We start from the raw sequence: 25,721 nt of genomic DNA, 5'->3' as shown, positions 1-25,721 counted from the left end.
CTCCGTCAGGCGCGCCGGCGCAGACGCGGATTGAGCGCGTCGTTGAGCCCGTCGCCGAGCAGATTCAGCGCGAGCACGGCCACGACGATGGCCCCGCCCGGAATCGCGGTCAGATACCACGCCGTGCGCAGCGAGTCGCGGCCGTCGCCGATCATCGAGCCCCAGGTCACGACGTTCGGGTCGCCCATGCCGAGAAACGACAGCGACGACTCGATCAGGATCGCGCTCGCCACCATCACCGACGCCGTGACGATGATGGGCGGCAGCGCGTTCGGCAGGATCTCGCCGAAAATGATCCGCGCGTTGCCGAACCCCTGGCTGCGCGCGGCGAGCACGAAATCGGCCTCGCGCAGCGTGCGGAACTCGGCGCGCACGATCCGCGCGACCGTCGGCCACGACGCGATGCCGATGGCCGGCGTGATGATCGTCACGACCGGATGCCCGATCGCGACGATCACGATGACGAGCAGGAACGTCGGGATGGTCTGGAACAGCTCGGTCAGGCGCACCAGCACGTTGTCGACGAGACCGCCGAAGAAGCCGCCGAGCGCGCCGACGAGCGTGCCGATGACGAGCCCGATCACGGCCGCCGACACGCCGATCGCGAGCGAGACGCGCGCGCCGTGCGCGATGCCGGCCGCGACGTCGCGACCCATCGAGTCGGTGCCGAGCCAGTACTGCGGATCGGTGCCCGGCCATTCGAACGGCGCGGCCACCATGTCGAGCGGATCGCCGGGGAAAAAATGTCCCGCGGTCGCGGCGACGAACACGATGACGGCGAGCAGGATCAGCCCGGCGAGCGCCGACGGATTGCGCAAGAGCGCGTGCCAGACGCCGCGCGAGGCGCGCAGCGATCCGGCCGCGGCGGCCTGCGCCTCACGCGCACCGAGGCGCGCGACGAACCGGCTGCCGAGCACGGCGCCGAGCAGTTGCAACCGCCAGGACAGGCCGGCGGGCGCGTCCTCGCCCCGGGAAAGCAGATCGGGAGAATCGGGAGGCATGGCCGCTCCTTTCGGAAATACGGAATGTGCGGGCTCGATGGCGTCGGGCTCAGCCGATGCGCGGATCGAGCCACGCCTGCAGCAGATCGACCGCCGCGTTCGCGACGATCACGAGCAGCGACGAGAGCAACAGCACGCCGAGCAGCACGCCGAAGTCGCGCGCCATCACGGCGTCGAGCGCGAGCCGCCCGAGCCCGGGCCAACTGAAGACGGTCTCGGTGACGGCCGCGCCGCCGAGCAGCGTGCCGAAATGCAGGCCGGCCAGCGTGGTGAGCGGCACGAGCGCGTTGCGCAGCACGTGGCGCACGGTGACGCGCCACGGATGCAGCCCCTTGGCCTGCGCCGTACGCACGAAGTCCTGACGCTGCACTTCGAGCATCGCCGCGCGCGTGAGCCGCGCGTAGATGGCGATGAAGAACGTCGAGAGCGTGAGCGCCGGCAGCACGACGTGCTTTGCCATGTCGGCGAAGCGCGCGGAACCGTGCAGCGACGCGCCGATCGTGACGTTGCCGCCGCTCGGCAGCCAGCCAAGCCGCACCGAGAAGAACACGATGGCAAGCAGCCCGATCCAGAAGCCCGGCGTCGAGTAGAAGACGAGCGCGAGCACCGAGAGCACGCGGTCGGGCCACTTGCCGGCCCAGTGCGCCATCACGGCGCCGAGCGTCACGCCGACGACGATCGCGAAGCCGAGCGCCACGCCCATCAGCAGCAGCGTGTTGGGCAGCCGCTCCATGATGAGCTGCATGACGGGCGCGTCGAAGCGCGGCGAATAGCCGAGGCTCAGATGCGCGAGATTGTCGAGGTAGTGGCCGAGCTGGTGCAGCAGCGACTGGTCGAGGCCGAACTTCGCGCGCAGCGCGCGCATGGTTTCGGCCGTCGCCGAGCCCGACTCGCCGGCGATCACGTCGGCGGCGTCGCCGGGCATCAGCTTGAGCAGGAAGAAGTTCAGCACAACGATACCGAGCACCGTCGGCACCGCCTGCCAGACGGTACGTCGCAGCGTGGCGCCGAAGCGGGATGAGCGGCTCATCGTGTGTCCTCGTCCTTTCGTGTCGCGGGCGTCGGTCGAGCGCGGTTCGGGCCGGGTCTCGGTCCGGGGCTCAAGCCGACAGCCAGACGCCCGAGAGATTGCCCTCGAGCCCCTGCGCCGACACCGTGTGGTCGTGCACGCGGCGGTTCGCGAGCGTGACCATGCGCGGCGCCACGAGGTTCAGGATCGGCAGGTCGCGGTAGACGATCTGCTGGAACTGCCGGTAGAGCGCGACGCGCTTTTGCTCGTCGGTCTCGACCGAGGCCTGCTCCAGCAACTGGTCGACCTGCGGGTTGCTGTAATGCGGCGCGTTCGAGAACGGCACGCCGATGCGGATGTTCTGCGACCAGTACAGGCGCTGCACGCCGACGGCCGGATCGAACAGCGTGTTCACGCCGTTGCTGGCGAAGTCGAACGCGCGGTCCGTATAAACGCGCTTGAGGAACGCGGGCAGGTCCTGCGCGCGCACGGTCACGTCGATGCCGACGCGCTCGAGCGCCGACTTCACGTACTCGGCCTGGCGCGGAAGCATGTCGCCGTAGGGCAGATAGTCGTGCGTGAGGCTCAGGCGCACGCCGCCGTCCTTGCGCGGATAGCCGGCCGCGTCGAGCAGCTTTTCGGCCTGCGCCGGATCGAAGCCGTAGGGCGGCAGCGTCGGGTCGTGATAGGGCGAGGACGGCGTGATCGGCGTCGGCGAGATGTCGGCGTAGCCGTAGGCGACGGTGCGCTGGATCACGCGCGGATCAATGGCGTGCGCGATCGCCTGGCGCACGCGCAGGTCCTTGAGCACCGGATGCTGGAGGTTGAAATCGATCTCGAAGAGCGGCTCGAGGAAGCGGTAACCGCGCGTCTCGACGCTCAACTGCGGCAACTGGACGAGACGCGGCAAGTCGCTGAGCGGGACCGGGTCCTCGCTGCCCAGATCGAGCGCGCCCGTCTCGAACGCGGCCGAACGCGCCGCGCCGTCGGGAATCACCTTGTAGACGAGCTGGTCGATGTAGGGCCTGCCCGGCGCCCAGTAGTCGGGATTGCGCTCGTAGACGATGCTCGCGCCGCGCGTCCACGAAACGAAGCGGTACGGCCCGGTGCCGATGGGCGCGTTGTTGTGCGGGTTCGTCAGCGGATCGCCGGTGTCGTAGAGGTGACGCGCCACGATCGGCGATTCGCCGGCCGCGAACGCCTTGATCAGATACGGCGCGGGCTTCGAGAGCTCGATCACGACGGTCTGCGCATCGGGCGTCGTCACGTGCGTCACGTTCGCGAAGGTGCTGCGCCCGCGCGGATGGATGGTCTTCAGAAGCCCGATCGAGAATGCCACGTCGGCGGACGTGAACGGCTGACCGTCGTGCCAGCGGACGTTGCGGCGTAGCGTGAACGTGTACTTCAGGCCATCGGGACTCACGTTCCAGGCCGTGGCGAGTTGCGGCCGCGGGCTCATGTCGAAGTCGTATTCGAGCAGCCCTTCGAGCACCTTGGAGCTGACCGCGAGCGCCGGACCCGTGGTCTGGAAAATCGACACGAGGACCGGCGGCTCGGGATTGATGAGAACGTTGAGCGTGCCGCCGCGGCGCGGCGTGAGCGCGGCGGCGCCCTGCGCATGGGCAACGGACGGCAGCCCCGTCGCCGCGAGCGCGGCGCCGGAAGCAAGCATGAATTCTCGTCGGGTCAAGCCGGACATCTGCGAATTTTCCTGTGTGGGGCCGTCAGGACAAGCTGGCGGTCGATGGACGCGTTGCCGGAAGCGTCGAGGCGCCCCCGGCGTTCGAGAACGCAGATCGTAGCAATGGCAGCACGGCCGGCGAACGAATACATGCTGATATGGATATGAGCGGAACTGGACTAGGCGGGGTCACGACAACCGCTGGCCGCCCCCGGGCATGAATCGACCATGAGTCGGCTATGACCCGGCTATGGCCCGGCCACGACCCGGCACGGGATCATGTGCCCACCGCGCCGCTCGATCGATGGCGGGTAACGAACGACTTACGCGCGACTTACGCGAGCAAGATGTGGCAGCCGACCGCCGGATATCGGCGCTCGGCGAGAAAGGAAAAAGCAGAGGAAGAAGCGCAGGAAAACTGCCCGGGAAAAACGAAAAAGCCCTGAAAACAGGGCTTTTCGGAATCGGACCGGATACGCGCCGTTGCGCGCATCCGGCTTTGTCATGATCAGCGGTTCACCACGCGAGCCGGCACGGCGAACGTCAGCAGCGCACCGACGAAGAGCGCCCCGGCCATGACGTAGAGCCCGAGATTTGTGCTGTTCGTCACGTCCTTGATGAAACCGATCACATAGGGGCTGACGAAGCCGGCCAGATTGCCCCACGAGTTGATGAGCGCGATGCCCGCGGCCGCGGCCGAACCGCCGAGAAACGAGGTCGGCAGGCTCCAGAACAGCGGCAGCGTGCTCAGGCCGCCGATGGCCGCGAGCGTGAGGCCCACCATCGCGAGCGCCGGCTGGTTGCCGAACGCGGCCGAGAGAATCAGGCCCACACCGCCGACCACCGCCGTGAGCGCGAGATGCCAGCGGCGCTCGCGCCGACGGTCCGCGCTGCGCGAGATGAGCAGCATCGCCACCGCCGCCGCGCCGTAAGGAATCACGGTGAGCAGGCCGATCTGGAGCGGGTCCTTCACGCCCGTCGAACTGATGAGCGTCGGCAGCCAGAAACCGACCGTATAGAAACCGCAGATCATGCAGAAGTAGATGACCGTGAGCAGCCACACGCGAGCGTTCGTGAAGACCTGCAGCAGCGAGTGCTCGCCCTTGTGCGCCGAGTCGGCGCGAATTTCGGCTTCGAGCAGCCCGCGCTCGTCGTCCGTGAGCCACTTCGCCTTGCTGATGCCGTCGGTCAGCACGAAGATGGCGGCGATGCCGACCGCGATCGAGGGCAGCCCTTCGATGAAGAACAGCCACTTCCAGCCCGCGAGGCCGAGCCAGCCGCTGAACGAGTGCAGCACGATGCCCGAGAGCGGGCCGCCGATGAGCCCCGAGAGCGGCACGGCCACCGCGAACGCGGCGAACATCTTGCCGCGCCGGTGCGACGGATACCAGTACGAGAGATAGAGGATCACGCCCGGATAGAAGCCCGCTTCGGCGAGGCCGAGCAGGAAACGCATCACGTAGAAGCTCATCGGCGTGGTGACGAACACCATGGCCGACGAGATCACGCCCCACGTGATCATGATGCGCGCCATCCAGAGCCGCGCGCCGACCCGGTGCAGGATCACGTTGCTCGGAATCTCGAGGATGAAGTATGCGATGAAGAAAATGCCGGCGCCGAAACCGTAGACCGCGTCGGAAAAATGCAGGTCGGCGGACATCTGCAGCTTCGCAAAGCCGACGTTGACGCGGTCCAGATACGCCACGAGGTAGCAGAGCATCAGGAACGGCACGATGCGCCAGGTGACTTTCGAATAGGTTCGCGCCTCGAGCGCCTGCGGGCCGACCGGCGCCGCGGTTTGAAGTGAATCGTTCAGCACTGCCTGTCTCCTGGGCGGCCCCGGCAGGCCGCCGTCTATTTCTCTGACCCGGTCGCGGAGCGCGCGAATCCGTCGCGTCGCGTCCGCTACCGACCTTCTGCGGTTCCGCATTCTGCTATCTACGTCTATCCCTATGTACGCCTATATTTGTATGATGAGCATACATAGTACGTGATGCGTGGTCGATCATAGGTAAAAAGTGATAACGTGTCAACGCACCGTCAAAACGATCGAATCAACGCAGGATCAACGCCAGTCCGCCTCCGCCATGGGTATTTCCCCTCCCCCGTCCAACCCGTCCGTCGCGTTCGACCCGCCGAAGATCACGACGGGCGGCACGCTCGCCGACCGCGTGACTGCCGTGCTGCTCGAGAAGATTCGCAACGGCGAATTTCCGGCCGGCGCGCGCATGCCGACCGAGCAGGTCATCTCCGAGCGCTTCGGCGTGAGCCGCACCGTCGTGCGCGAGGCGATCTCGCGCCTGAAGTCGGACGGCCTCGTCGAAGTCCGCCAGGGCAGCGGCACCGTGGTGCGCGAACCCAATCGCACCACGGCGTTCCGGCTCGACATCGACCCGAAGGATTCCGTCGAGGCCGTGCTGCGCGTCACCGAATTGCGCCGCGGCATCGAGGCCGAAGCAGCGGCGCTTGCCGCGCAGCGGCGCACGCGCGCGCAACTCGCCGACATCCGCCGCGCGCTCGCCGCCATCGAAGCCGCCGCGAAAAAGCAGCGCGACGGCGTGGACGAAGACCTCGCGTTCCACATCGCGATCTCGCGCGCGACGGGCAATCCGCTCTACCCGTCGCTGCTCGAATTCATCAGCCAGTTCACTCACGCGGCGATCCGCGTGACGCGGACCAACGAGGCACGCCGCGACGACTTCTCGGCGCAGGTGCGCGACGAGCACAGCGCGATCTTCGAGGCCATCGCGGCGCAAGACCCGCTCGCGGCGCGCCGCGCCGCGCTCACCCACATCGACAACGCGGGCCGGCGCATCCAGGAGGCCGATCCGTCGTTCTGGGCGACGGGCGGCACGGCCGCCGCGCAACCGCTCCTTAACGAAGAAATCAACGAGAAGAAACCGACGGCGAAGAAGAAGCCGCGCAACTGAAAAATGCGGCGGCACAGCACGAAAAAACCGGGCTGACGCGTCCGGCATGTTTGCCTCGCGCGCCGGCCTCATATAAGATCATCATACAACTTTGAAGGCGGCGCTCCTCGCCGCCTCGGGCCATGGAGACAGACATGAAGATCGTGGTAACAGGCGCAGCGGGCTTTCTCGGACAACGGCTGATTCGCGCACTGCTCGCGCGCGGCGAACTCGCGGGTCCGTCGGGACGCGCCGAACCCATCGAACAGATCACCGCGTTCGACGTCGTGCCGCTCGCCGGCATCGACGACCCGCGCGTGCGCCCCGTCGCGGGCGACATCACCGACCCCGCCCAGCTCGAAAAGCTCGTGACCGCCGAGACGGCGAGCGTGTTCCACCTCGCCGCCATCGTGTCGGGCCAGGCCGAGCAGGACTTCGACCTCGGCCTGAAGATCAACTTCGACGCGACGCGCGCCGTGCTCGAACGCATCCGCTCGCTCGGCACGAAAGCGCGCTTCGTGATGACGAGCTCCGTCGCCGTGTTCGGCGGCGCGCTGCCCGCCACCGTCGAGGACAGCCAGGTCTGGGCGCCGCAAAGCTCGTACGGCACGGAAAAGGCCCTCGCCGACCTGCTGCTCGCCGACTACAGCCGGCGCGGCTACGTCGACGGCCGCAGCCTGCGCATGCCGACCATCGTCGTGCGCCCCGGCAAGCCGAACCGCGCGGCGTCGAGCTTCGCGAGCGGCATCATCCGCGAGCCGGTCAACGGCGTCGACGCCGTCTGCCCGGTCGCGCCCGACACCGTGCTGTGGCTGATGTCGCCGAACCGCGCCATCGACAACCTGATTCACGGGCACGACCTGTCCGGCGAGCGCCTCGCGAAGGGGCGCGTCATCAACATGCCGGGCCTGTCGATTTCGGTCGAAGCGATGCTCGCCTCGCTGCGGCGCGTGGCCGGCGACGACGTCGCGCGGCGCGTGAAGTTCGAGCGCGACCCGGCCGTCGAGCGCATCGTCAACTCGTGGCCCGGCAACTTCTCGGCCGACTACGCGCGCGCGCTCGGCTTCGTCTTCGACGAGGGCTTCGACGACGTGGTCCGCGCGTTCATCGCGGAAAATCCGGCCGTCGCCGCGTAAGCCGCCGAATCGAGTGCCGATCATGACCCAACCGTCCACCGCCCTGCTCGGCTGCATCGCCGACGACTTCACCGGCGCCACCGACCTCGCGAACATGCTCGTGCGCGGCGGCATGCGCACCGTGCAGACCATCGGCGTGCCCGACGCGCCGCTCGACGTGCCGGCCGAGGCCGTCGTCGTCGCGCTGAAGTCGCGCACCGCGCCGCGCGAACAGGCCGTCGCCGAATCGCTCGCCGCGCTCGCCTGGCTGCAGAAGCTCGGCTGCCGGCAGTTCTACTTCAAGTATTGCTCGACCTTCGATTCGACCGACGAAGGCAACATCGGGCCCGTCGCCGAGGCGCTGATGCACGCGCTCGGCACGCGCTTCGCCATCGCCTGCCCGGCGTTTCCCGAGAACGGCCGCACCGTCTATCGCGGCAACCTGTTCGTCGGCGATTTGCTGCTCAACGAATCGGGCATGCAGAACCATCCGCTCACGCCGATGACCGACGCGAACCTCGTGCGCGTGCTGCAACGGCAGACCGCGACGAAGGTCGGCCTGCTGCGCTACGACGCGGTGCAGCAGGGTCCGCAGGCCGTCGCGGCCGCGCGCGCGGCGCTCCTCGACGAGGGCGTGGGTCTCGCGATCGCCGACGCGATCTCGGACGCCGACCTGTACACGCTCGGCGCAGCCTGCGCCGACGACGCGCTGCTCACGGGCGGCTCGGGCCTCGCGCTCGGCCTGCCCGGCAACTTCGCGCGCGCGGGCCTGCTGCCGAAGGCGGCCGACGCCGAACGGCTGCCGGCCGTCGACGGGCTTTCCGCCGTGCTCTCGGGCAGTTGCTCGCGCGCGACGCAGGCCCAGGTCGAGCACTGGCGCAACGCGGGCCGGCCGGCCTTTCGCGTCGATCCGCTCGCGCTCGCGAACGGCCAGCCCGTCGTCGACGAGGCGCTCGCGTTCGCCGCGCAGCATCTGCAACGCGAGCCCGTGCTGGTCTACGCGACGAGCGCCCCCGACGAGGTGGGCGCCGTGCAGCAGCAGCTCGGCGTGGCCGCCTCGGGCGCGCTCGTCGAGGCGGCGCTCGCCGGCGTCGCGCGCGGCCTCTTCGACGCGGGCGTGCGCCGCTTCGTCGTCGCCGGCGGCGAGACCTCGGGCGCCACCGTCCAGGCGCTCGACGTCAAGGCGCTGCAGATCGGGCCGCAAATCGATCCGGGCGTGCCCTGGACCGTCGCGCCCGGCAAAACGCCGCTCGCCCTCGCGCTGAAGTCCGGCAACTTCGGGACCACCGCTTTCTTCGAAAAGGCGCTGGCGCAATTCGACTCGCTCGCTCACCACCACTCATGAACGCACCGTCCACTCCCGCTTCCGGCGTCACGGCCGAAAACCGGCTGCGCGAGGAGATCGCCCGCATCGGTGCCGATCTCTACTCGCGCCGCTACACGGTCGGCTCGGCCGGCAACATCAGCGCGCGGCTCGACGACGGCTGGCTCATCACGCCGACCGACGCCTGCCTCGGCCATCTCGATCCGGCCGCCATCTCGAAGGTCGATCGCGACGGCCGCTGGGTGAGCGGCGACAAGCCGTCCAAGACGCTCGCGCTGCATCGCAGCGTCTACGACCACAATCCCGACATGCACGGCGTCGTGCATACGCACTCGACGAACCTCGTCGCGCTGACGCTCGCGGGCGTCTGGCGCGAAACCGACGTGCTGCCGCCCATTACGCCCTACTACGTGATGAAGGTGGGCCATCTGCCGCTCATTCCGTATCACCGTCCCGGCGATCCGGCCGTCGCCGAGCGCGTGCGCACGCTCGCCAACGAAGTGCGCGGCGTGCTGCTGGAGCGGCTCGGTCCGGTGGTCTGGGGAACGAGCGTCTCGCAGGCCGCCTGGGCGCTCGAGGAACTAGAGGAAACCGCGAGCCTGTGGCTCATGACGGAGCCGCGCCCGGCCCCGCTCACCGACGCGCAGATCGACGAGCTGCGCACGACCTTCGGCGCGCGCTGGTAGCGGCGCGGACACCGCCCGCCGCCGCGCCCGGCCCTTCAACCGCATACGGAAACCGACGACCATGCCACGCTTTGCCGCCAACCTGACGATGATGTACCGCGAACACGACTTCCTCGAACGTTTCGGCGCCGCAGCCGCCGACGGCTTCAAGGGCGTCGAGTACCTGTTCCCCTACGACTACGCCGCGGCGGACCTCGCCGCGCGGCTGCACGAGCACGGCCTCACGCAGGCGCTGTTCAACGCTCCGCCCGGCGACTGGGCGAAGGGCGAGCGCGGCATCGCCTCGCTGCCGGGCCGCGAGGACGAGTTCCGGCGCGGCATCGAAACGGCCCTCGCCTACGCGCAGGCGCTCGGCAACGACCGGATCCACGTGATGGCCGGCCTCCTCGGGGCGAACGACGACCGCGCGCGGCACCGCGACGTCTACGTCGGCAATCTCGCCTACGCCGCGAAGGAAGCGGCCGCGCACGGCCTCACTGTCGTGATCGAGCCGATCAACACGCGCGACATGCCCGGCTACTTCCTGAACCGCCAGGACGACGCGCATCAGGTTTGCCGCGACGCGGGCGCGCCGAACCTCAAGGTGCAGTTCGACCTGTACCACTGCCAGATCGTCGAGGGCGACCTCGCGGCGAAGCTGCGGCAGACGATGCCCAACGTCGGCCACATCCAGATCGCCGGCGTGCCGGACCGCCACGAGCCCGACGAGGGCGAGGTCAACTATCGTTATCTGCTCGGGCTCATCGACGAGCTCGGCTACGCGGGCTGGGTCGGCTGCGAATACATTCCGAAGGGCAAGACCTCGGAAGGACTCGGCTGGCTGCGCGAATGGCAATGAAACGGGTAGAAAAACAGGCTATAAAGCGGTAAACGATGCCGCCCGGCACGGTTGCCGCCGTGCGCTCCGGCACGCGGCGGCGCAAGGCGGCCCTAACCGCCCCCCTTCGCTCACGATCCGTCGGGCGGCTCCGACAGGCGGCTCAGCAGGTTTTCCTTAGTCGAACGAAAGCCCTTCAGCAGGTGCTCGGATACGTTCGAGTTCAGCCCGCCGACATAAGCCATTTCCAGATACGCCGCGGCGACCTTGCGACGCTCCTCGTCCGCCGTAGCCAGCATGCCGGCCGTCAACAGCTCCAGCGCCGTGATGCGGCCCAGCAGATAGTTGAAGCGGTTCTCGATGTCTTTCGCGCTCATGGAAGCCCCATCGTTCGAAGAGATCCGGACGATTGTGACACGATGCCGCGCTCTCCCGCCCCCGCCGGCGAATCGCCCACCCGAACCCGGCCCGAACGGCATGTTCCGGGCGGCCTGCCGGATGCATTTCCGGCCCCATTCCGGCCCCTTTCAGACTCGCCGGCCGGGCCTCGCCGCGTTGGTCTTACGCATCATTTCGGCATAAAAGGATTACAGAATTCGTAAAGAAAAAGGAGCACAGTCCGAACCAGACGGGTCCAGCCGCGATTTGTTGGAGGCAAGCGATGCCGGCCGACTTATCATTAGCCGCGCGACCCTTTGACGCACAATATGACGGTCGAAGGATTCAACCTATTTCTGGAGCAGTAATGTACGCAGACAGCATCGACAAATTCGCCAAGGTAGGCGCCCACAAAGCCGAGGCGATCCTGCGCTCGCCGATCGCCTTCCTGATCGGCGCCGCCATGGCCGGGGCCTACATCGGCTTCGGCGACATCCTGATGTTCTCGGTCGGCTCGCACGTCGGCCCGGCCTACGCCCACCTGATCATGGGCGCCGTGTTCGCCTGCGCGCTGACGATCGTCGTGTTCGCGGGTTCGGACCTCTTCACCGGCACGGCCATGTATATGCCGTTCGCGCTCTTCCGCGGCGAAACGGGCCTCGGCGGCGTGGTGCTGGTGTGGGTCGTCTGCTGGATCGGCAACCTGATCGGCGCGGTCATCCTCGCCGTGATCCTGCATGCGGCCGGCGGCGGCGTGCTGCTGACCGACGGTGCCGACACGTTCTTCAAGGCCGTCGAAGCGAAGATGAGCGCCTCGGGCCTCGCGCTGTTCTCGCGCGGGCTGCTCTGCAACTGGCTCGTCTGCCTCGCGATCTGGATGGCCGCGCGCACCAACAACGACGGCGCCAAGCTCGGCCTGATCTTCTGGCCGGTGTTCGCGTTCGTGGCCAGCGGCTTCGAGCACAGCGTCGCGAACATGTTCGTGTTCGCGCTCGCGCTGATCGGCGACCATCCGGCCACCATAACGTTCGCCGGCGCCGTGCACAACGAAATCTTCGTGACGCTCGGCAACCTCGCCGGCGGCGCGATCTTCATGGGCCTCGGCTACTGGCTCCAGGAAGGCGGCATCGGCCACCCGTCGAAGGCCCGTCTGCCCGCGACGAGCAACGCCAGCGTGAACTGAGCATCCCGCGCGTCCTCTTCGCCGCGCCGGCGCACGGAGCGGTGAAGACCGGAGCGCTGCCGTAAAGAAAGAGGGCCGGCTTCATGCCGGCCCTTTCGTTTTCGAGTCGCGGGTTGGCGAGGGTCTCGCCGCAGCGGCCGTCATACGCCTTCGTCCGGCCCGCCGTCGTTGCGCTGCGCGCTCGCGGCCTCGCGCGGCAGCGTCAGGATCGCGTCGAGCCCGCCCTGCGCCCGGTTGCGCAGCACGAGCGTGCCGCCGTGCGCGACCGCGATCGTCCGCGCGATGCTGAGCCCGAGCCCCGTGCCGCCCGTCGCCGCGTTGCGCGAACCCGCGACGCGGAAGTACGGCTCGAACACGCGCTCGAGCATTCCCTCGCCGTGAATGCCCGGCCCGTCGTCGCTGACGACGATGCGCAGCTCGCGCACGCTATCTTCGACGCACACCGCCGCGCGGCCGCCGCCGTAGCGGATCGCGTTGTCGATGAGGTTCTGCAGGCAGCGCTTCAGATTGCGCGGATAGCCGGGCACGGGGCGCGCGGCCCGCCCTTCCACGCTCACCGCCTCGCCGGCTTCGGCATAGTCGTCGCCGAGCGCGCGCAGCAGCGAATCGATGTCGACGTTGTGCCGCGCCTGCGTGACCTCGACGCCCTGCACGAATTCGAGCGTCGCCTGCACCATCGCCTCCATGTCCGCGAGATCGGTGCGGAACCGCTCGCGCGCCTCGGCGTCGCCGAGCATCTCGGCGCGCAGCCGCAGACGCGTGATCGGCGAGCGCAGGTCGTGCGAGACGGCCGCGAGCACGCGCGTGCGCGTGCCGATGCTCTCGATCAGTTGCTGCTGCATCGAGTTCAGCGACCGGGCCGCGCTGCGCACCTCGAGCGGCCCCGTTTCGGGCAGCGGCGGCCGATGGATGTCGCGGCCGAGCGCGCGGGCCGCGTCGGCCAATTGGCGCAGCGGCCCCACCGCGAAGCGCACCGCGACGAGCGCGAACGCGAACACGGCGAGCAGCCGCACGAAGTAGATGCGCAGCAGATAGTCGAGCACGAGCGCGTGCGGCTCGAACACCATGCCGGCCTGCCCCTCGAGGCCGTGCGCGTCGAGCCAGGTGCCGTCGGCAAGCTGCGTCTCGACGCGGAACTCGCCCATCGGCATGCACGAATCGAACAGCGCGAGGATGCCGCGCGGCCGGCCCCGGTCGTCGCGCAGGCGCGCTTCGACAAGACGCACCGGCACGCCGGCGCCGAGCCGCTCGCGCATCACGCTCGCGAGCAGATCGCGCGTCGCCCGCCCGGCAACGTTGAGCGGCGGCTCGGCTGCGGGCCCGTCGATCAGCGTGAGCGTGTAATGCGCGTCGCCGAGCCGGCTCGCGAGCGCGCGACGCGCCTCGCGGTCCGTCGTCGCGTCGAGAAGCCGGACGCTGTCGGCGAGCCGGCTCGCGAAGAGCCGCACGGGAATTTCGAGCGCGCGGTTGTCGTGCGTCTCGAACCAGATCGTGCTCGTGAGCAACTGGCCCGCGAACATGCCGGCCACGAGGATGATGACGAGCCGGCCGAAGAGCGTGTGCGGCCACGCGTACGACCGGCATGCCCGCGCAACGGCGCGCGCGCGGGCGGCCCAACCCGTCCCGTCGTCCGCGGCGGTGCGCGACTTCATTCGTCGTAGGACACGCTGGCCGTCAGCATGTAGCCTTCGTTGCGCACGGTGCGGATGAGCGTGGCGTTGCGCGCCGTGTCGTGCAGATGCTGACGCAGGCGGCTCACGCAGACGTCGATGGCGCGGTCGAGCGGCGTGCGCTCCTTGCCGAACACGCGTTCGAGCAGGTACTCGCGCGAGAGCGGCCGGTTCGGATGGTCGAGCAGCGTGCGCAGCGTCCGGTAGTCCGATCCGCCGAGCGTGATCACGACGCCGTCGGGCGAGAGCATCTGCTTCATGCGCGTGTCGAGCCGCCAGCCGGCGAAGACGATCGTCGCCGCCTCGTCGGTCTGCGGCCCCGGCCCGTTCGTGCCGCCTGCGCCGTTCGGCGCCGGATCGCGGCGCGTGCGACGCAGCACGACCTTGATCTTCGCGACGAGCTCGCGCGGATCGAACGGCTTGGGCAGATAGTCGTCGGCGCCCATCTCGAGGCCGAGGATGCGGTCGAGCAGGCCGCCGCGCGCGCTCAGCATGATGACGGGCACGTGCTGGCGCCGGCGCAGTTCGCTGCACAGGTCGAGGCCGTCCTCGCCCTCGAGCATCAGGTCCAGCACGATCAGGTCGACGCGCGCGGCGCCGAGCGCCTGCCACATCTGCGCGCCGCCCGGCACCGCCGTGACGCGGTAGCCCATGCTCTGCAGATAGTCGAGCAGCAACTGGCGGATGTGGGGTTCGTCGTCGACGACGAGTATGTGATCCATCGTTTTCGTTTCTCTTGCGTCGTTGTCCGTTGCCGTCGCCGGTCGGCACGCCAACACATTCCATTACAAATCGGGCTTGCGCCAACACACCGCCATTACATCCGGCTGCTACATTTGCGGCCACGAATAGCAATCATTCTCGTTTAAGCGAGTATATCCCGTCCATGTCGCCTTTCCGTCTCTCCGCCGTGCGCCAGCCCGTGCGCGCCGCCGCGTCGGCGCTTGCCGCCGTCTTCCTGTTCATGCTGGCGCCGCACGGCGCGCAGGCGCAGAACGCGCCCGGCACCGCCGCGCCGGCCGCTGCCGCGACCGCGCCGCAGACCATCACCGACCTGGCCGGCCGCACCGTGCGCATTCCGGCCGCCGCGCCGCAACGCATTCTACTGGGCGAAAGCCGGCTGCTGATGGCCGTCGCGCTGCTTGAAGGCCAGCACCCGCTCGCGCACATCGTCGGCTGGCAGGGCGACCTGCCCGCCTTCGACCCGCAGACCTGGCAGTCCTACGCCCAGCGTTTCCCGCAGATCACGAAGATCCCGCTGATCGGCGGCGACAGCGAAGCCAGCGTGAGTCCCGAGAAGGCCCTCGCGCTCAGGCCCGACGTCGCGATCCTCAGCATCGTCGGCGAAGGCGCGGGCGAGCACAATCCGCTCGTCGACCAGCTCGAGGCCGCCGGCACCACGGTCGTGTTCGTCGACTTCCGCGTGCATCCGCTCAAGGACACGCTGCAAAGCATCAAGGTACTCGGCGCGATCCTGCACCGCAACGCCGAGGCCGCCGCCTACAGCCAGTTCTACAGCGCGCATCTGCAGCACGTCGAGCAGGTCGTGAACCGCATCCCCGAGAACCAGCGCCCGAAGGTCTTCGTCGACCTGCTCGCGGGCGCCTGGGGAGGCGGTTGCTGCCACACGGCCGGCAACGGCAACTTCGGCGAGTTCGTCACGGCGGCGGGCGGGCGCAACATCGCCGCGCCGCTCGTGCCCGGCGTGCTCGGCGACGTCAGCATGGAGGAAGTCATCGCGGCCCAGCCGGACGTCTACGTCGCGACCGGCAGCCACTCGAAGCCCGGCCAGATCGCGCTGCGCGTCGGCGCGCTGACGAGCGAAGCCGACGCCGAACGCAGCCTCGGGCAACTCGTCTCGCGCCCCGGCTTCGACGCGATCAAGGCGATCCACGACGGCCGCGCGCACGGCCTGTCGCACAACTACTACGACTCGCCCTACAACATCGTCGCCATCGAGGCGCTCGCGAAGTGGTTCTATCCGCAGCAGTTCAAGAATCTCGACGTGAGCGCCACGCAGGCCGAGCTCTATCGCCGCTTCCTCGCCGTGCCGCCGACGGGCACCTACTGGATCGACAAACCGGCGAACTGACGTGAAGACGACTCCCCCGATGCCGGCCGCGCCCGTCGACGCCGGCGCGGCGGCCCCCGAGCGCCGCGGCGCCACGCAGCTCGACACAAGCCGCGACGCGGCGAGCGTGCGCCACTACCGGCGCCTCACGCGCCGCCGCTTCGGCTGGCTCGTGCTCACGTTCGCGCTGATCGTCGCCTCGCTGCTCGCCGACTTCAACACCGGCCCCTCGGGGCTGCCCGTGAGCACGCTGCTGCGCACCGTGTTCGATCACACCTCGGTCGACCTCGGCACGCGCGTGATCGTCTGGCAGATCCGCCTGCCCTACGCCGTGATGGCGTTGCTCGTCGGCGCCTGCCTCGGGCTCGCGGGCGGCGAGATGCAGACGATCCTCGACAATCCGCTCGCGAGCCCCTACACGCTCGGCGTGTCGGCCGCCGCCGCGTTCGGAGCCTCGCTCGCGATCGTGCTCGACGTCACGATTCCGGGCATTCCGCAGGCCTGGATCGTGTCGGCCAACGCGTTCGTGTTCGCGCTGCTCTCGGCCGCGATCCTCGACGCCGTCGCGCGCTGGCGCGGCATGAACGCCTCCGGAGTCGTGCTGATGGGCATCGCGCTCGTGTTCGCCTTCCACGCGCTCGTCTCGCTCATGCAGTTCGTCGCCTCGGCCGACGCGCTCCAGGGGCTCATATTCTGGACGCTCGGCTCGCTCGCGCGCGCCGACTGGCCGAAGATCGGCGTGCTCGCGCTGGCGCTCGCCCTCGCGCTGCCGTTCTCGCTGCGCAACGCCTGGAGGCTGACGGCGCTGCGCCTCGGCGAAGACCGCGCGGCAAGCTTCGGCATCGACGTGCGGCGGCTGCGGCTCGGCACGTTGCTGCGCGTCGCGCTGCTCTCCGGGCTCGCCGTCTCGTTCGTCGGCACGATCGGCTTCGTCGGCCTGATCGCGCCGCACATCGCACGCACGCTGTTCGGCGAGGACCATCGCTTCTACCTGCCGGGCAGCGCGCTCATCGGCGCGCTGATGCTCTCGCTTGCCTCGATCGCCTCGAAAGCGCTGATCCCGGGCGTGCTGATTCCCGTGGGCATCGTCACGGCGCTGGTCGGCATTCCGCTCTTTCTCGGCATCGTGCTGCGCGCACAGGGAGGCATGCGATGAGCGGCCTCGCGATTCGCGATTTGAGCGTGCGCTACGGCCGACGGCTCGTCCTCGATGCGCTCGCCGCCGACGCGCTGCCGCGCGGCGAGCTCACGGCGCTGCTCGGCCCGAACGGCAGCGGCAAGTCCACGCTGCTGCGCGCGCTCGCTGGCCTCGCGCCCGCGAGCGGCGGCCGCCTCGCGCTCGACGGCGAGCCGCTCGAGCTGTCCGTCTCCGGCGCGCGCTCGCACAGCGTCGTCTATCTGCCGCAGGCGCTGCCGGCCGGCGTGCGGCTGCAAGTGCTCGAATCGGTGCTGGTGGCCTGCCGCGCGACGCGCAACCCGGGCCTCGGCTGGAGCGGCGCCGCGAACGAGGCCGACCTCGGCCACGCCTACGACATTCTCGAACGCCTCGGCATCGGCGCGCTCGCCCAGCAGCGGCTCGACCAGCTTTCGGGCGGCCAGCGCCAGCTCGCCGGCATCGCGCAGGCGCTCGTGCGCGACCCGCAGGTGCTGCTGCTCGACGAGCCGCTGAGCGCGCTCGACCTGAATCACCAGTTCCACGTGATGCAGTTGCTGCGCGCCGAGACGCGCCGCCGCAACATGGTCACGGTCATCGTGCTGCACGACATCAACGCCGCGATGCGGCTGTGCGACCGCGCCATGCTGCTGCATCGCGGCGGCATCGTCGGCTTCGGCCGTCCCGCCGAAGTCGTCACGCCGCAGAGCCTCGAAGCCGTTTTCGGCGTCCGCGCCCGCATCGAGCCGTGCTCGCGCGGACACCACCAGATCCTGATCGACGGTCTCGCCGGTCAGACGGGTATCGCCAGCCACTAGAGTCGTAGCATGGCCGACGGAACGCCCCTCGCGTTCCGTCGGCCATGATCCGGACTCCGAATCACCAGCCAGCCGCCCAATCGTCCCGATGCGTCACACAAGCCCCGCCGGCCGGAGCGGCGGGCGACGCGTCGCATCGGTTCCGGGGTCGTCCCGGGGTTCATCTTTTCGACTTTCAGGGCACATGAAAAAAACCTTTGCGATCGCCGTGCTGGCGACCGGCTGCGCGAGCGGGGCCTACGCGCAAAGCAGCGTCTCGCTGTACGGCATCATCGATTCGGGGCTCATCTACACGAACAACCAGGGCGGCGCGGCGAACTGGCAACTCGCGAGCGGCGACGTGACCGGCAGCCACTGGGGCATCGCCGGCCACGAGAACCTGGGCGGCGGCAACAGCGCGATCTTCCAGCTCGAAAACGGCTTCAGCGCGACCAACGGCACCTTGCGCCAGGGCGGCCGCGAGTTCGGCTTCCAGTCCTACGCGGGGCTCTCGAACACGCGCTACGGGGCCGTCACGTTCGGCCGCCAGTACGATTCGGTCGTCGACTACGTGGCGCCGCTATCGTTCACGGGCATCCGGCCCGGCGGCAACAACCTGAGCGCGCATCCGTTCGACAACGACAACCTGAACAACTCGTTTCGCGTGAACAACGCGGTCAAGTACACGAGCGCGTCGTGGAACGGCATCCGGTTCGGCGGCCTCTACAGCTTCTCGGACGAAGCCGGCGGCTTCGCCGACAACCGGCTCTACAGCTTCGGCGCCTCGTGGGACCACGGCCCGCTGCGCGTCGCCGCCGCCTATCTGCAGGCGAACAATCCAGGCAGCGCAAGCAACGCCGGCGGCGCGATCACGCTCACGGAGCGGACTTTCATCGCGGCGCTCCAGCGCATCTACGGCGCCGGCGCCAACTACGACTGGGGAGCCGCGCGGCTCGGCTTCGTCTGGACCCGCACGCAACTGGACGGCCTCGCGACGATCAACGGCTCGAACGGGCTCGGCCTCGCGGAGAACGGCAGCGGCGCGGACTTCGACAACTACGAGATCAACGGCAGCTACCGGCTCACGCCCGCGCTCGTGCTGAACGGCGAATACACGTTCACCCAGGCCAGCCTCTCGAACGGCAGCGGCACTCACCATCCGTCGTGGAACGAGGTCTCGCTGCAGACCGACTACTTCCTCTCGAAACGCACCGACGTCTATTTGCAGGCCAGCTACCAGCACATCGCGAGCGACGGCTCCGGGCTGACGGCCGACATCAGCGGCCAGGGGCTCTCGTCGTCGGATCAGCAGGTGATCGTCGCGGCCGGCATGCGACACCGCTTCTGACGGCGGCCGGCCGGCAACACCGGTCCGGCGGGCGGCGAGCGTCGATATCGCGAGGACGAGCGGCCGCCCGGCTACGCGTCCCGCGCGCCGAAGAACCAGTCGCGCAGCAGGGCATTGACGGCGTCGGCCTGCTCGTACTGGACCCAATGCCCCGCATCGGGAATCCTGGCAAAGACGTGCTTCACGCCCTGCGCATTCAGGGCCGCGGAAAACGTCTCGGGCTCGGCGGCGGTCACGTCCTCGGCGCCCCAGATCAAGAGCGCCTCGGCGCCGCTCTCGCGCAACCGCGCGGCCAGGTCGCTCGTGAGCGAAATGCCCCGGCTATGAAAACGCGTATGCGTACAGGCGTCCTCGTACGAGGCCAGCGCGACGGCGTCGGCCCGGGCCGGATCGTAAAGCATGAACGACCGCAGGTTCGCCGCCAGCCGGCGGCTGCGCTCGGCGGCCGAATCGGCCTTTTTCCAGTTGAGCAATTCGGGATGCGGCCGCCGCGGACCGCCGTGGCCGGCGCTGCCGGCCAGCGCAAGCCGGTTCACGGGCCGCCGGCAGGCGAGCGTGGCGGCCACCATGCCGCCGAACGAGAAGCCCGCCAGATCGACGCTCGTCCGCGCGCCGACGAGCCCGTCGAGCGATTCGAGCGTCGCCGCGAGCAATGGCTCGATACCGGCATCGGGCGGCAACGCGTCGGAGTCGCCATAGCCCGGCAGGTCGGGCACCCAGACCGTGCGGCGGTCCATCAGCGCCTCGACGTTGCGGATCCAGTGAGTCCAGTTGCCGTGCCCGCCGTGCACGAGCACGAGCGGCGCGCCGCTGCCGAAGCGCCGCCATTGCATCTGCGCGCCCGATTCGAGCCGGTAACTGACGCGCGAGCCCAGGGACTCGACGCGCGCGATGCCGTCGGACATCCGCGCCGCAGCCGATCCGGCCGCCGGATTCGATTCCGCCATGATGTGTTTGCCTTGCCGTTCACTGTCGAGGAAAAGGAGCGCGCCGGAGCAACGCCGCGTGCAGAACCTGTACCTGCACCAGCCGGCCGGCGCGCTTTGCGCGGCGCTGGCACGGCTGGCGGACGAGGCCCGTTCGACGAGTATCGCGCAAATGCTGCGCCGCCGCAGCGGCGGGGCCGATCGTCCGCGATCCAACCACGACCCACCCGCGATCCGCCCGCAATCTACCCGCAACCCGCCCGTCGGCTAACCGCCCGCTCCGGCGGCGATGCCCCGCGCCATGCCGGACGCGGCGAAGACCATCACGACGAGCAGCACGGTCTGGATCGTGCCGATCCGCGCGAAACGCGGCGCGACGGAAAAATCCGGCACGTCGCCGCGGCGATACGCGGCGCGCCAGCGGATCAGCGTCATCATCGGCGAGATTTCCAGCAGCAGGATCAGCACCAGCGCGGCCATCTTGAGATGAAAGAGCGGTTCGTGCAGGTAGTACGCCGCGCCCTTCTCGAAGCCGCCGAACGCGCGCATGCCGCCCGTCACGATCAGCACGAGCGCGGCGATGCCCCAGACGTTGTCGGCGCCGAAGACGGCCGGCAGGTTTTCGGTGGACGTGCAGCGTCTCAGGCCCTGTGAGCGCAGCAGAATCGAGGCGAGCGCGAAACCGAACGCAAGCAGATGAACGGCGGCGAGCAACCAGCTAACGATCATAGGTATCTCCCCTCTTTCGAAACCGGGGCGGCAAGCCCAGCCGGGCAGAGGCGCCGGACGGCGGCATCAGGGTCGAACCCGCCAGGGCCTGTTCACGCCAATCAATAACAGGCCCTTCCGGCGGGCCGCCCCGCGACGAACACGCCCAAAATCAGGGGAATGTGCCCTGAAGACTCGACCGCCCGTCAGAGGCCCGCGCCGGCCCGTCGGATCACGCCTGCCTGAGCGCCGCGTCGAGCGCGCGCGCCGCCGTCCGGTCGCCGTCGCTGACGAGCGGCGCGCGAAACACCGTCTGGCGGTTGTGGCCCGCCGCGGCCGGCGAATTCCACAGCAATTCGACCTTCGGCCGGCGCGGCCAGACAAGGCGCTTGCCGGCCTTGCGCGAAGCGGCGCCGGAAACGGGCGCGGACCGTGTTTCGCCCCCGGCCCCAGCCCCGGCGGAACCGGCCCCGTCGTCGCACCTACCGTCGCTCCCGTCGTCGGCGCGACCGCCGGTCGGCTCCGCCCTGGCCACCGTACCGCCCGGACTCGCATAGGCGGCCTCGGGCCAGCGCACCGACAGCTCGCGCGCGTCGTACTGGCCGACCTTGCGGCTTTCCGCCCAGACGACGGTGGTCCGCGTCGCCGAATCGAGCGAGATCGCGTAGCGGCCGATCGCGAAGCGCCGCGCCGCCACGTTGGTCCGCCACAACGCGCGCGGCCGGCAGATCCAGACCACGGCGACGTAGAGCACGGGCGCGGCGACGAGCCAGCCGTTGGTCTCCGCGATCGCATGCAGCACGCGCTTCCAGCCGGCCGTCCAGACGAACGCGCCGATCGACCACGCGGCGAACAGGAAGCCGAGGAGCGCAAAGAGCCGCAGCGCCTGCCGCAGCCATTGCGGCAGCGGATGGAACGGCCGTTCCGCGCGGGCGCGGGCGCCGGGCAGAAAGACGATCAGGAACAGGAAGACGAGATTGATGCAGGCCCAGGGCGACGACGCCATGCCGGTCAACGCGGCCAGGATATCCATCTGCGACATCGAAAACAGCCAGCGGGCGAGGATCACGAGCCCGATCGCGCGCAACGCGAACAGCGTCCCGGCCCCCGCTACTGCGGCCGCGCGCGTGTCTTTCGTTCCCGCCAAGGCAATCTCCTGTCGTCATCGGCGCCGCGCGTCCCGCGCGGCACGGCCATTATAGGGACATTGTCGCGTGCCCTCACGCGTCGCGCCGGACGCGACAACGCCCCGGTGCCGAAGGCACACGGGGCGTTGTCCTGCCGGTCGGCCGGGACCGCCGTCGACCCGCATCGGCGCGGGCCGGGCGGACACCGTCAGCCGGCCGCGCGCAGCATGGAGCGGCGCTTCTGGCGCAGCAGCTCCTCGTACACGGCGACGTAGTTCTGCGCCATCACCCGCGACGAGAAACGCGCCTCGAACGCCTTGCGCACGTTTTCGCGCGGCAGCGACGACAGGCGATTCAGCGCGGCCACGGCGCTGATCTCGTCCTCGACGACGAAGCCCGATACGCCGTTCTCGATCACTTCCGGCACCGAACCGCGGTTGAACGCGATGACGGGCGTGCCGCACGCCATCGCCTCGATCATCACGAGGCCGAACGGCTCCGGCCAGTCAATCGGGAACACGAGCGCGTGCGCGCCGCCGAGGAACTCGGCCTTCTGCGCCTCGCCGATCTCGCCGATGTACTCGACGTGCGGCAGCGCCATCAGCGGCTTGATCACCTCGTCGTAGTACGCGCGGTCGGCCTTGTCGAGCTTCGCGGCGACCTTCAGCGGCAGGCCGGCCTTCCCGGCGATGCGGATCGCGCGGTCGAGCCCCTTCTCCGGCGAAATCCGGCCGAGGAACGCGAGGTAGCCGGGCTGGACGTCGGTGCGCGGCGTCAGGAGGTCGAGCGGCAGACCGTGATAGACGGTGCCGAGCCAGTTCGCCTGCGGCAGCGGAATGCGCTGGTTGTCGGAAATCGACACGACGGGCGCCTCGTTGAACGAGCTGAATACCGGCTGCAGCTCCGGCAGGTCGAGGCGGCCGTGCATCGTCGTCAGGAAAGGCACCGGCTGGCGCGAAAACAGCGAGAACGGGTAGTAGTCGATGTGGAAGTGCAGCACGTCGAACTCGTCGGCGCGGCGGAACACTTCCTCGAGCAGCAGCATGTGCGGCGCCACCGTGTCGCGAATCGTCGGGTCGAGGCGCAGCGCCTGCGGCCAGAATGCCTCGAGCTTCGCCGAGGTCTGCGAATCGCCGCTCGCGAACAGGGTGACGTCGTGCCCCTGTTCGACGAGCGCCTCGGTCAGATAGGAGACCACCCGTTCCGTGCCGCCGTACAGCTTGGGAGGAACCGCCTCGTGCAACGGAGCAATTTGAGCGATTCGCATAGTGGTGAACTCCTTTCCTCGTAATCAATCGGGCAAAGTGACTGCTGGTTCGGGCCGGCGCCCCGCATAGCGCGTGAGTTCCCAGCCAACTGGATAACGGCACGCGCCGCGAAATGCGCAGGGTGTCTGGCCGTCCGGGCCATCGAAAAGTAGTCCCCGGGCGTCCGCGTGCGCATTATGCGTGCCGAACCGGCGCCGCGGCCCGAACATTTCAGAAACTTTACGTTGTTACAGGCGGGAAACACTTCGCAACCCGCTGTTTTAAAAGATAGTTTCAGAGTGGACCCGGCAGGCGGCAAGCTGTTCCGGCGGTTTCGGATTCCCTTCGCGCGCAGCCTGGGCGCCCCGCATCCGGGCTGCCGGCTCCGGCAATCGCGACCTGGGCAGGCCGGCTCCGCGGAAAATTGGTCATTGTATCTCCAAAAAGATCGTCAATCGCGTTGAACCTCTGTAGCAACAACGTGTCCGGCAAACGTACACATCGCAACGGCATCGCGATAAGATGCGCGTCCCGCACGCCATAGGCGATGCGCCTTGCCCAATGGATGTTTACAATGCCGAAACGTCCACGGCTGCCGTAACGCCGCTGTTTCCCGATGACCCTGCACGGGGTTGCCCCGTCCACGACCATCCGCCCAATTGGAACATCTCACCATCGCCCAGCGTAATGCCCACAACGCGAAGCTCTCGAGCTTCGCGCAGCGGCCGCTCGCGTTTCTTTTCCGTTTCATCCGCCGCCATCCGCTCGCGCACGCCATCGTGCTGGCCAGCGTGTTCGCGGCCGTCGGCTGCGCGCTCGCCTCGCAATACGCGATCAAGCACCTCATCGACGTGCTGGGCGGGGGCCGCCATCATCCGGGTCCGCTGTGGAGCGCGTTCGCGATCCTCGTCGGCCTGATCGCCGCCGACAACCTGCTCTGGCGCATCGGCGGCTGGTTCGCCTCGCATACGTTCGTCGCCGTGACGGGCGACCTGCGCCGCGACCTGTTCCAGTACCTGAGCGGACATTCGCCGACCTATTACGCCGAAAAGCAGCCGGGCACGCTCGCGAGCCGCATCACGGCCACCTCGAACGCCATCTACACGGTCGAGAACACGACGGCCTGGAACGTGCTGCCGCCGTGCATCGCCGTGATGGGTGCGATCGTCATGATCATCAGCGTGAACCCGCTGATGGCCGCGGGCCTGCTGATCTGCTCGGCGATCCTCTCGGTGATCCTCTACAAGCTCGCCGGCCGCGGCTCCGCCCGGCACCATTTCTACGCGACGCGGGCGGCGGCCGTGGACGGCGAGCTCGTCGACGTCATCAGCAACATGGCCCTCGTGCGCGCGTTCGGCATGACCTTTCGCGAGCAGAAGCGCTTCGCCTCCACGGTCCAGGACGAGCTCGACGCGCGCGAGGGCAGCCTGCTCTACCTCGAGAAGCTGCGCCTGCTGCACGCGGTCATCACCGCGCTGCTCTCGGCGGGCCTGCTCGGCTGGGCGCTGCTGCTCTGGAACCAGGGCCGCGCGACCTCGGGCGACATCGTGCTCGTCAGCTCGCTCGGCTTCACGATCCTGCACGGCACGCGCGACCTCGCGGTGGCGCTCGTCGACGTGACCCAGCACATCGCGCGGCTCGCCGAGGCCGTGCAGACGCTGCTCGAACCGCACGGCATGCCCGACCGCGACGACGCGACCGAGCTCGTGCCGCAGGGCGGCCGCGTCGCATTCGAGAGCGTCACGTTCGCCTATCCGGGCCGCAAGCCGATCCTCGACCATTTCGACCTGAACATCGCGCCGGGCCAGCGCGTCGGCCTCATCGGCAAGTCGGGCGCGGGCAAGACGACCGTGCTCGCGCTGCTGCAGCGCTTCTACGAGGTGCAGGGCGGCGCGATCCGGATCGACGGCCAGGACATCGCCTCCGTCACCCAGGAAAGCCTGCGCCGTACCATCGCGCTCGTGCCGCAGGACATCTCGCTCTTTCACCGCTCGATCTACGAGAACATCGCGTACGGCCGGCCCGACGCGAGCCGCGAGGACGTGCTCGCGGCGGCGCGCGAGGCGCGCTGCGCCGAGTTCATCGAGGCGATGCCCGAAGGCTACGAGACGATCGTGGGCGATCGCGGCGTGAAGCTCTCGGGCGGCCAGCGCCAGCGCGTCGCCATCGCGCGTGCGATCCTCAAGGACGCGCCCATCCTGCTGCTCGACGAGGCGACCTCGGCGCTCGACAGCGCCTCGGAGGAAGCGATCCAGCAGGCGCTCGACCGGCTCATGGTGGGCCGCACCGTCATCGCGATCGCGCACCGCCTCTCCACGCTGCAAAACTTCGACCGGATCATCGTGATGAGCACGGGCAAGGTGATCGACGACGGCAACCCCGACGAGCTGCGCAACCGTCCCGGGCTCTATCGCGACCTGCTCGCCAAGCAGCACGGCAAGGGCGCGACGCTGCACCTCGGCGGCAAGAAAACGGACGAAAAGCAGCACGTGGCCTGATCGGCCGCACAAACGCACAAACGACAGGGCCCGCTTCGTCGACCGAAGCGGGCCCTTGTCCGTCGCATGAGTC

23 protein-coding genes are annotated in these 25,721 nt (G+C 68.9%); 12 read left to right on the top strand and 11 right to left on the bottom strand.

From position 1 onward, the window contains the following. Positions 1-5 precede the first annotated feature (5 nt). The 4 genes from CY652_RS10485 to CY652_RS10470 form a co-directional block, all read right to left on the bottom strand. Complete coding sequence (locus CY652_RS10485; protein WP_102130633.1) at positions 6-1,001, bottom strand: ABC transporter permease; 996 nt, start codon at positions 999-1,001, stop codon at positions 6-8. Positions 1,002-1,050: 49 nt separating this feature from the next. Continuing rightward, the gene (locus CY652_RS10480) at positions 1,051-2,031 is read right to left on the bottom strand and encodes an ABC transporter permease (protein ID WP_102130632.1); all 981 of its coding nucleotides are present in this window, start codon (positions 2,029-2,031) and stop codon (positions 1,051-1,053) included. 70 nt (positions 2,032-2,101) lie between these two features. Further along, the gene (locus tag CY652_RS10475) at positions 2,102-3,709 is read right to left on the bottom strand and encodes an ABC transporter substrate-binding protein (RefSeq protein ID WP_102130631.1); all 1,608 of its coding nucleotides are present in this window, start codon (positions 3,707-3,709) and stop codon (positions 2,102-2,104) included. A gap of 490 nt (positions 3,710-4,199) precedes the next feature. After that, a complete protein-coding gene (locus CY652_RS10470) occupies positions 4,200-5,507 on the bottom strand; it encodes an MFS transporter (protein ID WP_374703649.1) in 1,308 nt (435 codons plus the stop codon). A gap of 271 nt (positions 5,508-5,778) precedes the next feature. Between CY652_RS10470 and CY652_RS10465 the strand changes: the two genes are divergently transcribed. The 5 genes from CY652_RS10465 to otnI all read left to right on the top strand — a co-directional run bounded on the left by CY652_RS10465 (position 5,779) and on the right by otnI (position 10,563). Then, entirely contained in the window at positions 5,779-6,621 is an 843-nt protein-coding gene (locus CY652_RS10465) for a FadR/GntR family transcriptional regulator (protein WP_102130629.1), read from the top strand. A gap of 134 nt (positions 6,622-6,755) precedes the next feature. Beyond that, a complete protein-coding gene (denD, locus tag CY652_RS10460) occupies positions 6,756-7,736 on the top strand; it encodes a D-erythronate dehydrogenase (protein WP_102130709.1) in 981 nt (326 codons plus the stop codon). 22 nt (positions 7,737-7,758) lie between these two features. Continuing rightward, the gene (gene otnK, locus CY652_RS10455) at positions 7,759-9,060 is read left to right on the top strand and encodes a 3-oxo-tetronate kinase (RefSeq protein ID WP_102130708.1); all 1,302 of its coding nucleotides are present in this window, start codon (positions 7,759-7,761) and stop codon (positions 9,058-9,060) included. Next, positions 9,057-9,725: a 3-oxo-tetronate 4-phosphate decarboxylase gene (gene otnC, locus CY652_RS10450; protein ID WP_102130628.1), complete on the top strand. Its 669-nt coding sequence runs from the start codon at positions 9,057-9,059 to the stop codon at positions 9,723-9,725. The genes otnK and otnC overlap by 4 nt, the downstream gene beginning before the upstream one ends. Positions 9,726-9,786: 61 nt before the next feature. Further along, positions 9,787-10,563 (top strand): 2-oxo-tetronate isomerase, encoded by a 777-nt coding sequence (otnI, locus tag CY652_RS10445; RefSeq protein WP_102130627.1) that lies wholly within the window; start codon positions 9,787-9,789, stop codon positions 10,561-10,563. A 110-nt stretch (positions 10,564-10,673) separates the two neighbouring features. Here otnI and CY652_RS10440 read toward each other — a convergent pair whose 3' ends face one another. Beyond that, positions 10,674-10,919: a hypothetical protein gene (locus CY652_RS10440; protein WP_102130626.1), complete on the bottom strand. Its 246-nt coding sequence runs from the start codon at positions 10,917-10,919 to the stop codon at positions 10,674-10,676. Positions 10,920-11,287: 368 nt separating this feature from the next. On the opposite strand from CY652_RS10440, the gene CY652_RS10435 reads away from it, so the two are divergent. Then, positions 11,288-12,103 carry a formate/nitrite transporter family protein gene (locus CY652_RS10435; protein WP_102130625.1) on the top strand — a complete coding sequence of 272 codons (816 nt, stop codon included), beginning with the start codon at positions 11,288-11,290 and terminating at the stop codon, positions 12,101-12,103. A 140-nt stretch (positions 12,104-12,243) separates the two neighbouring features. On the opposite strand, the gene CY652_RS10430 is transcribed toward CY652_RS10435, so the two are convergent. Next, positions 12,244-13,755: an ATP-binding protein gene (locus CY652_RS10430; protein WP_102130624.1), complete on the bottom strand. Its 1,512-nt coding sequence runs from the start codon at positions 13,753-13,755 to the stop codon at positions 12,244-12,246. After that, positions 13,752-14,495, bottom strand: a complete 744-nt coding sequence (locus tag CY652_RS10425; RefSeq protein WP_102130623.1) for a response regulator — start codon at positions 14,493-14,495, stop codon at positions 13,752-13,754. The genes CY652_RS10430 and CY652_RS10425 overlap by 4 nt, the downstream gene beginning before the upstream one ends. Positions 14,496-14,659: 164 nt before the next feature. Here CY652_RS10425 and CY652_RS10420 point away from each other — a divergent pair, with 164 nt between their 5' ends. The 4 genes from CY652_RS10420 (at position 14,660) to CY652_RS10405 (ending at position 19,142) form a co-directional block, all read left to right on the top strand. Then, the gene (locus CY652_RS10420; RefSeq protein WP_102130622.1) at positions 14,660-15,865 is read left to right on the top strand and encodes an ABC transporter substrate-binding protein; all 1,206 of its coding nucleotides are present in this window, start codon (positions 14,660-14,662) and stop codon (positions 15,863-15,865) included. Between the two features lies 1 nt (position 15,866). Beyond that, positions 15,867-17,000, top strand: a complete 1,134-nt coding sequence (locus CY652_RS10415) for a FecCD family ABC transporter permease (RefSeq protein ID WP_258002265.1) — start codon at positions 15,867-15,869, stop codon at positions 16,998-17,000. Continuing rightward, positions 16,997-17,815: an ABC transporter ATP-binding protein gene (locus CY652_RS10410; protein ID WP_102130620.1), complete on the top strand. Its 819-nt coding sequence runs from the start codon at positions 16,997-16,999 to the stop codon at positions 17,813-17,815. The genes CY652_RS10415 and CY652_RS10410 overlap by 4 nt, the downstream gene beginning before the upstream one ends. Before the next feature lie 184 nt (positions 17,816-17,999). Continuing rightward, positions 18,000-19,142, top strand: a complete 1,143-nt coding sequence (locus tag CY652_RS10405; RefSeq protein WP_102130619.1) for a porin — start codon at positions 18,000-18,002, stop codon at positions 19,140-19,142. Between the two features lie 71 nt (positions 19,143-19,213). On the opposite strand, the gene CY652_RS10400 is transcribed toward CY652_RS10405, so the two are convergent. After that, positions 19,214-20,047, bottom strand: coding sequence for an alpha/beta fold hydrolase (locus tag CY652_RS10400; RefSeq protein WP_258002264.1), 834 nt, complete (start codon positions 20,045-20,047; stop codon positions 19,214-19,216). On the opposite strand from CY652_RS10400, the gene CY652_RS24650 reads away from it, so the two are divergent. Then, on the top strand, positions 20,034-20,339 hold the full coding sequence (locus CY652_RS24650; RefSeq protein WP_219723723.1) for a hypothetical protein: 306 nt from the start codon (positions 20,034-20,036) through the stop codon (positions 20,337-20,339). The genes CY652_RS10400 and CY652_RS24650 overlap by 14 nt on opposite strands. Here the strand turns inward: CY652_RS24650 and CY652_RS10395 are convergent. The 3 genes from CY652_RS10395 to CY652_RS10385 all read right to left on the bottom strand — a co-directional run bounded on the left by CY652_RS10395 (position 20,336) and on the right by CY652_RS10385 (position 23,170). Beyond that, positions 20,336-20,797, bottom strand: a complete 462-nt coding sequence (locus CY652_RS10395; protein WP_102130618.1) for a DUF2214 family protein — start codon at positions 20,795-20,797, stop codon at positions 20,336-20,338. The genes CY652_RS24650 and CY652_RS10395 overlap by 4 nt on opposite strands. 211 nt (positions 20,798-21,008) lie before the next feature. Next, positions 21,009-21,923 carry a hypothetical protein gene (locus CY652_RS10390; protein WP_102130617.1) on the bottom strand — a complete coding sequence of 305 codons (915 nt, stop codon included), beginning with the start codon at positions 21,921-21,923 and terminating at the stop codon, positions 21,009-21,011. 188 nt (positions 21,924-22,111) lie between these two features. Continuing rightward, positions 22,112-23,170, bottom strand: coding sequence for a glycosyltransferase family 4 protein (locus tag CY652_RS10385; RefSeq protein WP_102130616.1), 1,059 nt, complete (start codon positions 23,168-23,170; stop codon positions 22,112-22,114). A gap of 639 nt (positions 23,171-23,809) precedes the next feature. On the opposite strand from CY652_RS10385, the gene CY652_RS10380 reads away from it, so the two are divergent. After that, complete coding sequence (locus CY652_RS10380; RefSeq protein ID WP_102130615.1) at positions 23,810-25,648, top strand: ABC transporter ATP-binding protein; 1,839 nt, start codon at positions 23,810-23,812, stop codon at positions 25,646-25,648. The last annotated feature ends 73 nt before the right edge of the window (positions 25,649-25,721 follow it).

It is taken from the genome of Burkholderia sp. WAC0059 (assembly GCF_002870125.1).
Taxonomy (GTDB): Bacteria; Pseudomonadota; Gammaproteobacteria; order Burkholderiales; family Burkholderiaceae; genus Paraburkholderia.
This window is presented reverse-complemented; position numbering and strand designations above follow the sequence as displayed.

What these genes read in the sequence shown, in the direction of transcription:
- CY652_RS10485 (WP_102130633.1), bottom strand. Translation starts at nt 1,001, where the DNA reads ATGCCTCCCGATTCTCCCGATCTGCTTTCCCGGGGCGAGGACGCGCCC.
- CY652_RS10480 (WP_102130632.1), bottom strand. Translation starts at nt 2,031, where the DNA reads ATGAGCCGCTCATCCCGCTTCGGCGCCACGCTGCGACGTACCGTCTGG.
- CY652_RS10475 (WP_102130631.1), bottom strand. Translation starts at nt 3,709, where the DNA reads ATGTCCGGCTTGACCCGACGAGAATTCATGCTTGCTTCCGGCGCCGCG.
- CY652_RS10465 (WP_102130629.1), top strand. Translation starts at nt 5,779, where the DNA reads ATGGGTATTTCCCCTCCCCCGTCCAACCCGTCCGTCGCGTTCGACCCG.
- denD (WP_102130709.1), top strand. Translation starts at nt 6,756, where the DNA reads ATGAAGATCGTGGTAACAGGCGCAGCGGGCTTTCTCGGACAACGGCTG.
- otnK (WP_102130708.1), top strand. Translation starts at nt 7,759, where the DNA reads ATGACCCAACCGTCCACCGCCCTGCTCGGCTGCATCGCCGACGACTTC.
- otnC (WP_102130628.1), top strand. Translation starts at nt 9,057, where the DNA reads ATGAACGCACCGTCCACTCCCGCTTCCGGCGTCACGGCCGAAAACCGG.
- otnI (WP_102130627.1), top strand. Translation starts at nt 9,787, where the DNA reads ATGCCACGCTTTGCCGCCAACCTGACGATGATGTACCGCGAACACGAC.
- CY652_RS10440 (WP_102130626.1), bottom strand. Translation starts at nt 10,919, where the DNA reads ATGAGCGCGAAAGACATCGAGAACCGCTTCAACTATCTGCTGGGCCGC.
- CY652_RS10435 (WP_102130625.1), top strand. Translation starts at nt 11,288, where the DNA reads ATGTACGCAGACAGCATCGACAAATTCGCCAAGGTAGGCGCCCACAAA.
- CY652_RS10430 (WP_102130624.1), bottom strand. Translation starts at nt 13,755, where the DNA reads ATGAAGTCGCGCACCGCCGCGGACGACGGGACGGGTTGGGCCGCCCGC.
- CY652_RS10425 (WP_102130623.1), bottom strand. Translation starts at nt 14,495, where the DNA reads ATGGATCACATACTCGTCGTCGACGACGAACCCCACATCCGCCAGTTG.
- CY652_RS10420 (WP_102130622.1), top strand. Translation starts at nt 14,660, where the DNA reads ATGTCGCCTTTCCGTCTCTCCGCCGTGCGCCAGCCCGTGCGCGCCGCC.
- CY652_RS10410 (WP_102130620.1), top strand. Translation starts at nt 16,997, where the DNA reads ATGAGCGGCCTCGCGATTCGCGATTTGAGCGTGCGCTACGGCCGACGG.
- CY652_RS10405 (WP_102130619.1), top strand. Translation starts at nt 18,000, where the DNA reads ATGAAAAAAACCTTTGCGATCGCCGTGCTGGCGACCGGCTGCGCGAGC.
- CY652_RS24650 (WP_219723723.1), top strand. Translation starts at nt 20,034, where the DNA reads ATGCCGTCGGACATCCGCGCCGCAGCCGATCCGGCCGCCGGATTCGAT.
- CY652_RS10400 (WP_258002264.1), bottom strand. Translation starts at nt 20,047, where the DNA reads ATGTCCGACGGCATCGCGCGCGTCGAGTCCCTGGGCTCGCGCGTCAGT.
- CY652_RS10395 (WP_102130618.1), bottom strand. Translation starts at nt 20,797, where the DNA reads ATGATCGTTAGCTGGTTGCTCGCCGCCGTTCATCTGCTTGCGTTCGGT.
- CY652_RS10385 (WP_102130616.1), bottom strand. Translation starts at nt 23,170, where the DNA reads ATGCGAATCGCTCAAATTGCTCCGTTGCACGAGGCGGTTCCTCCCAAG.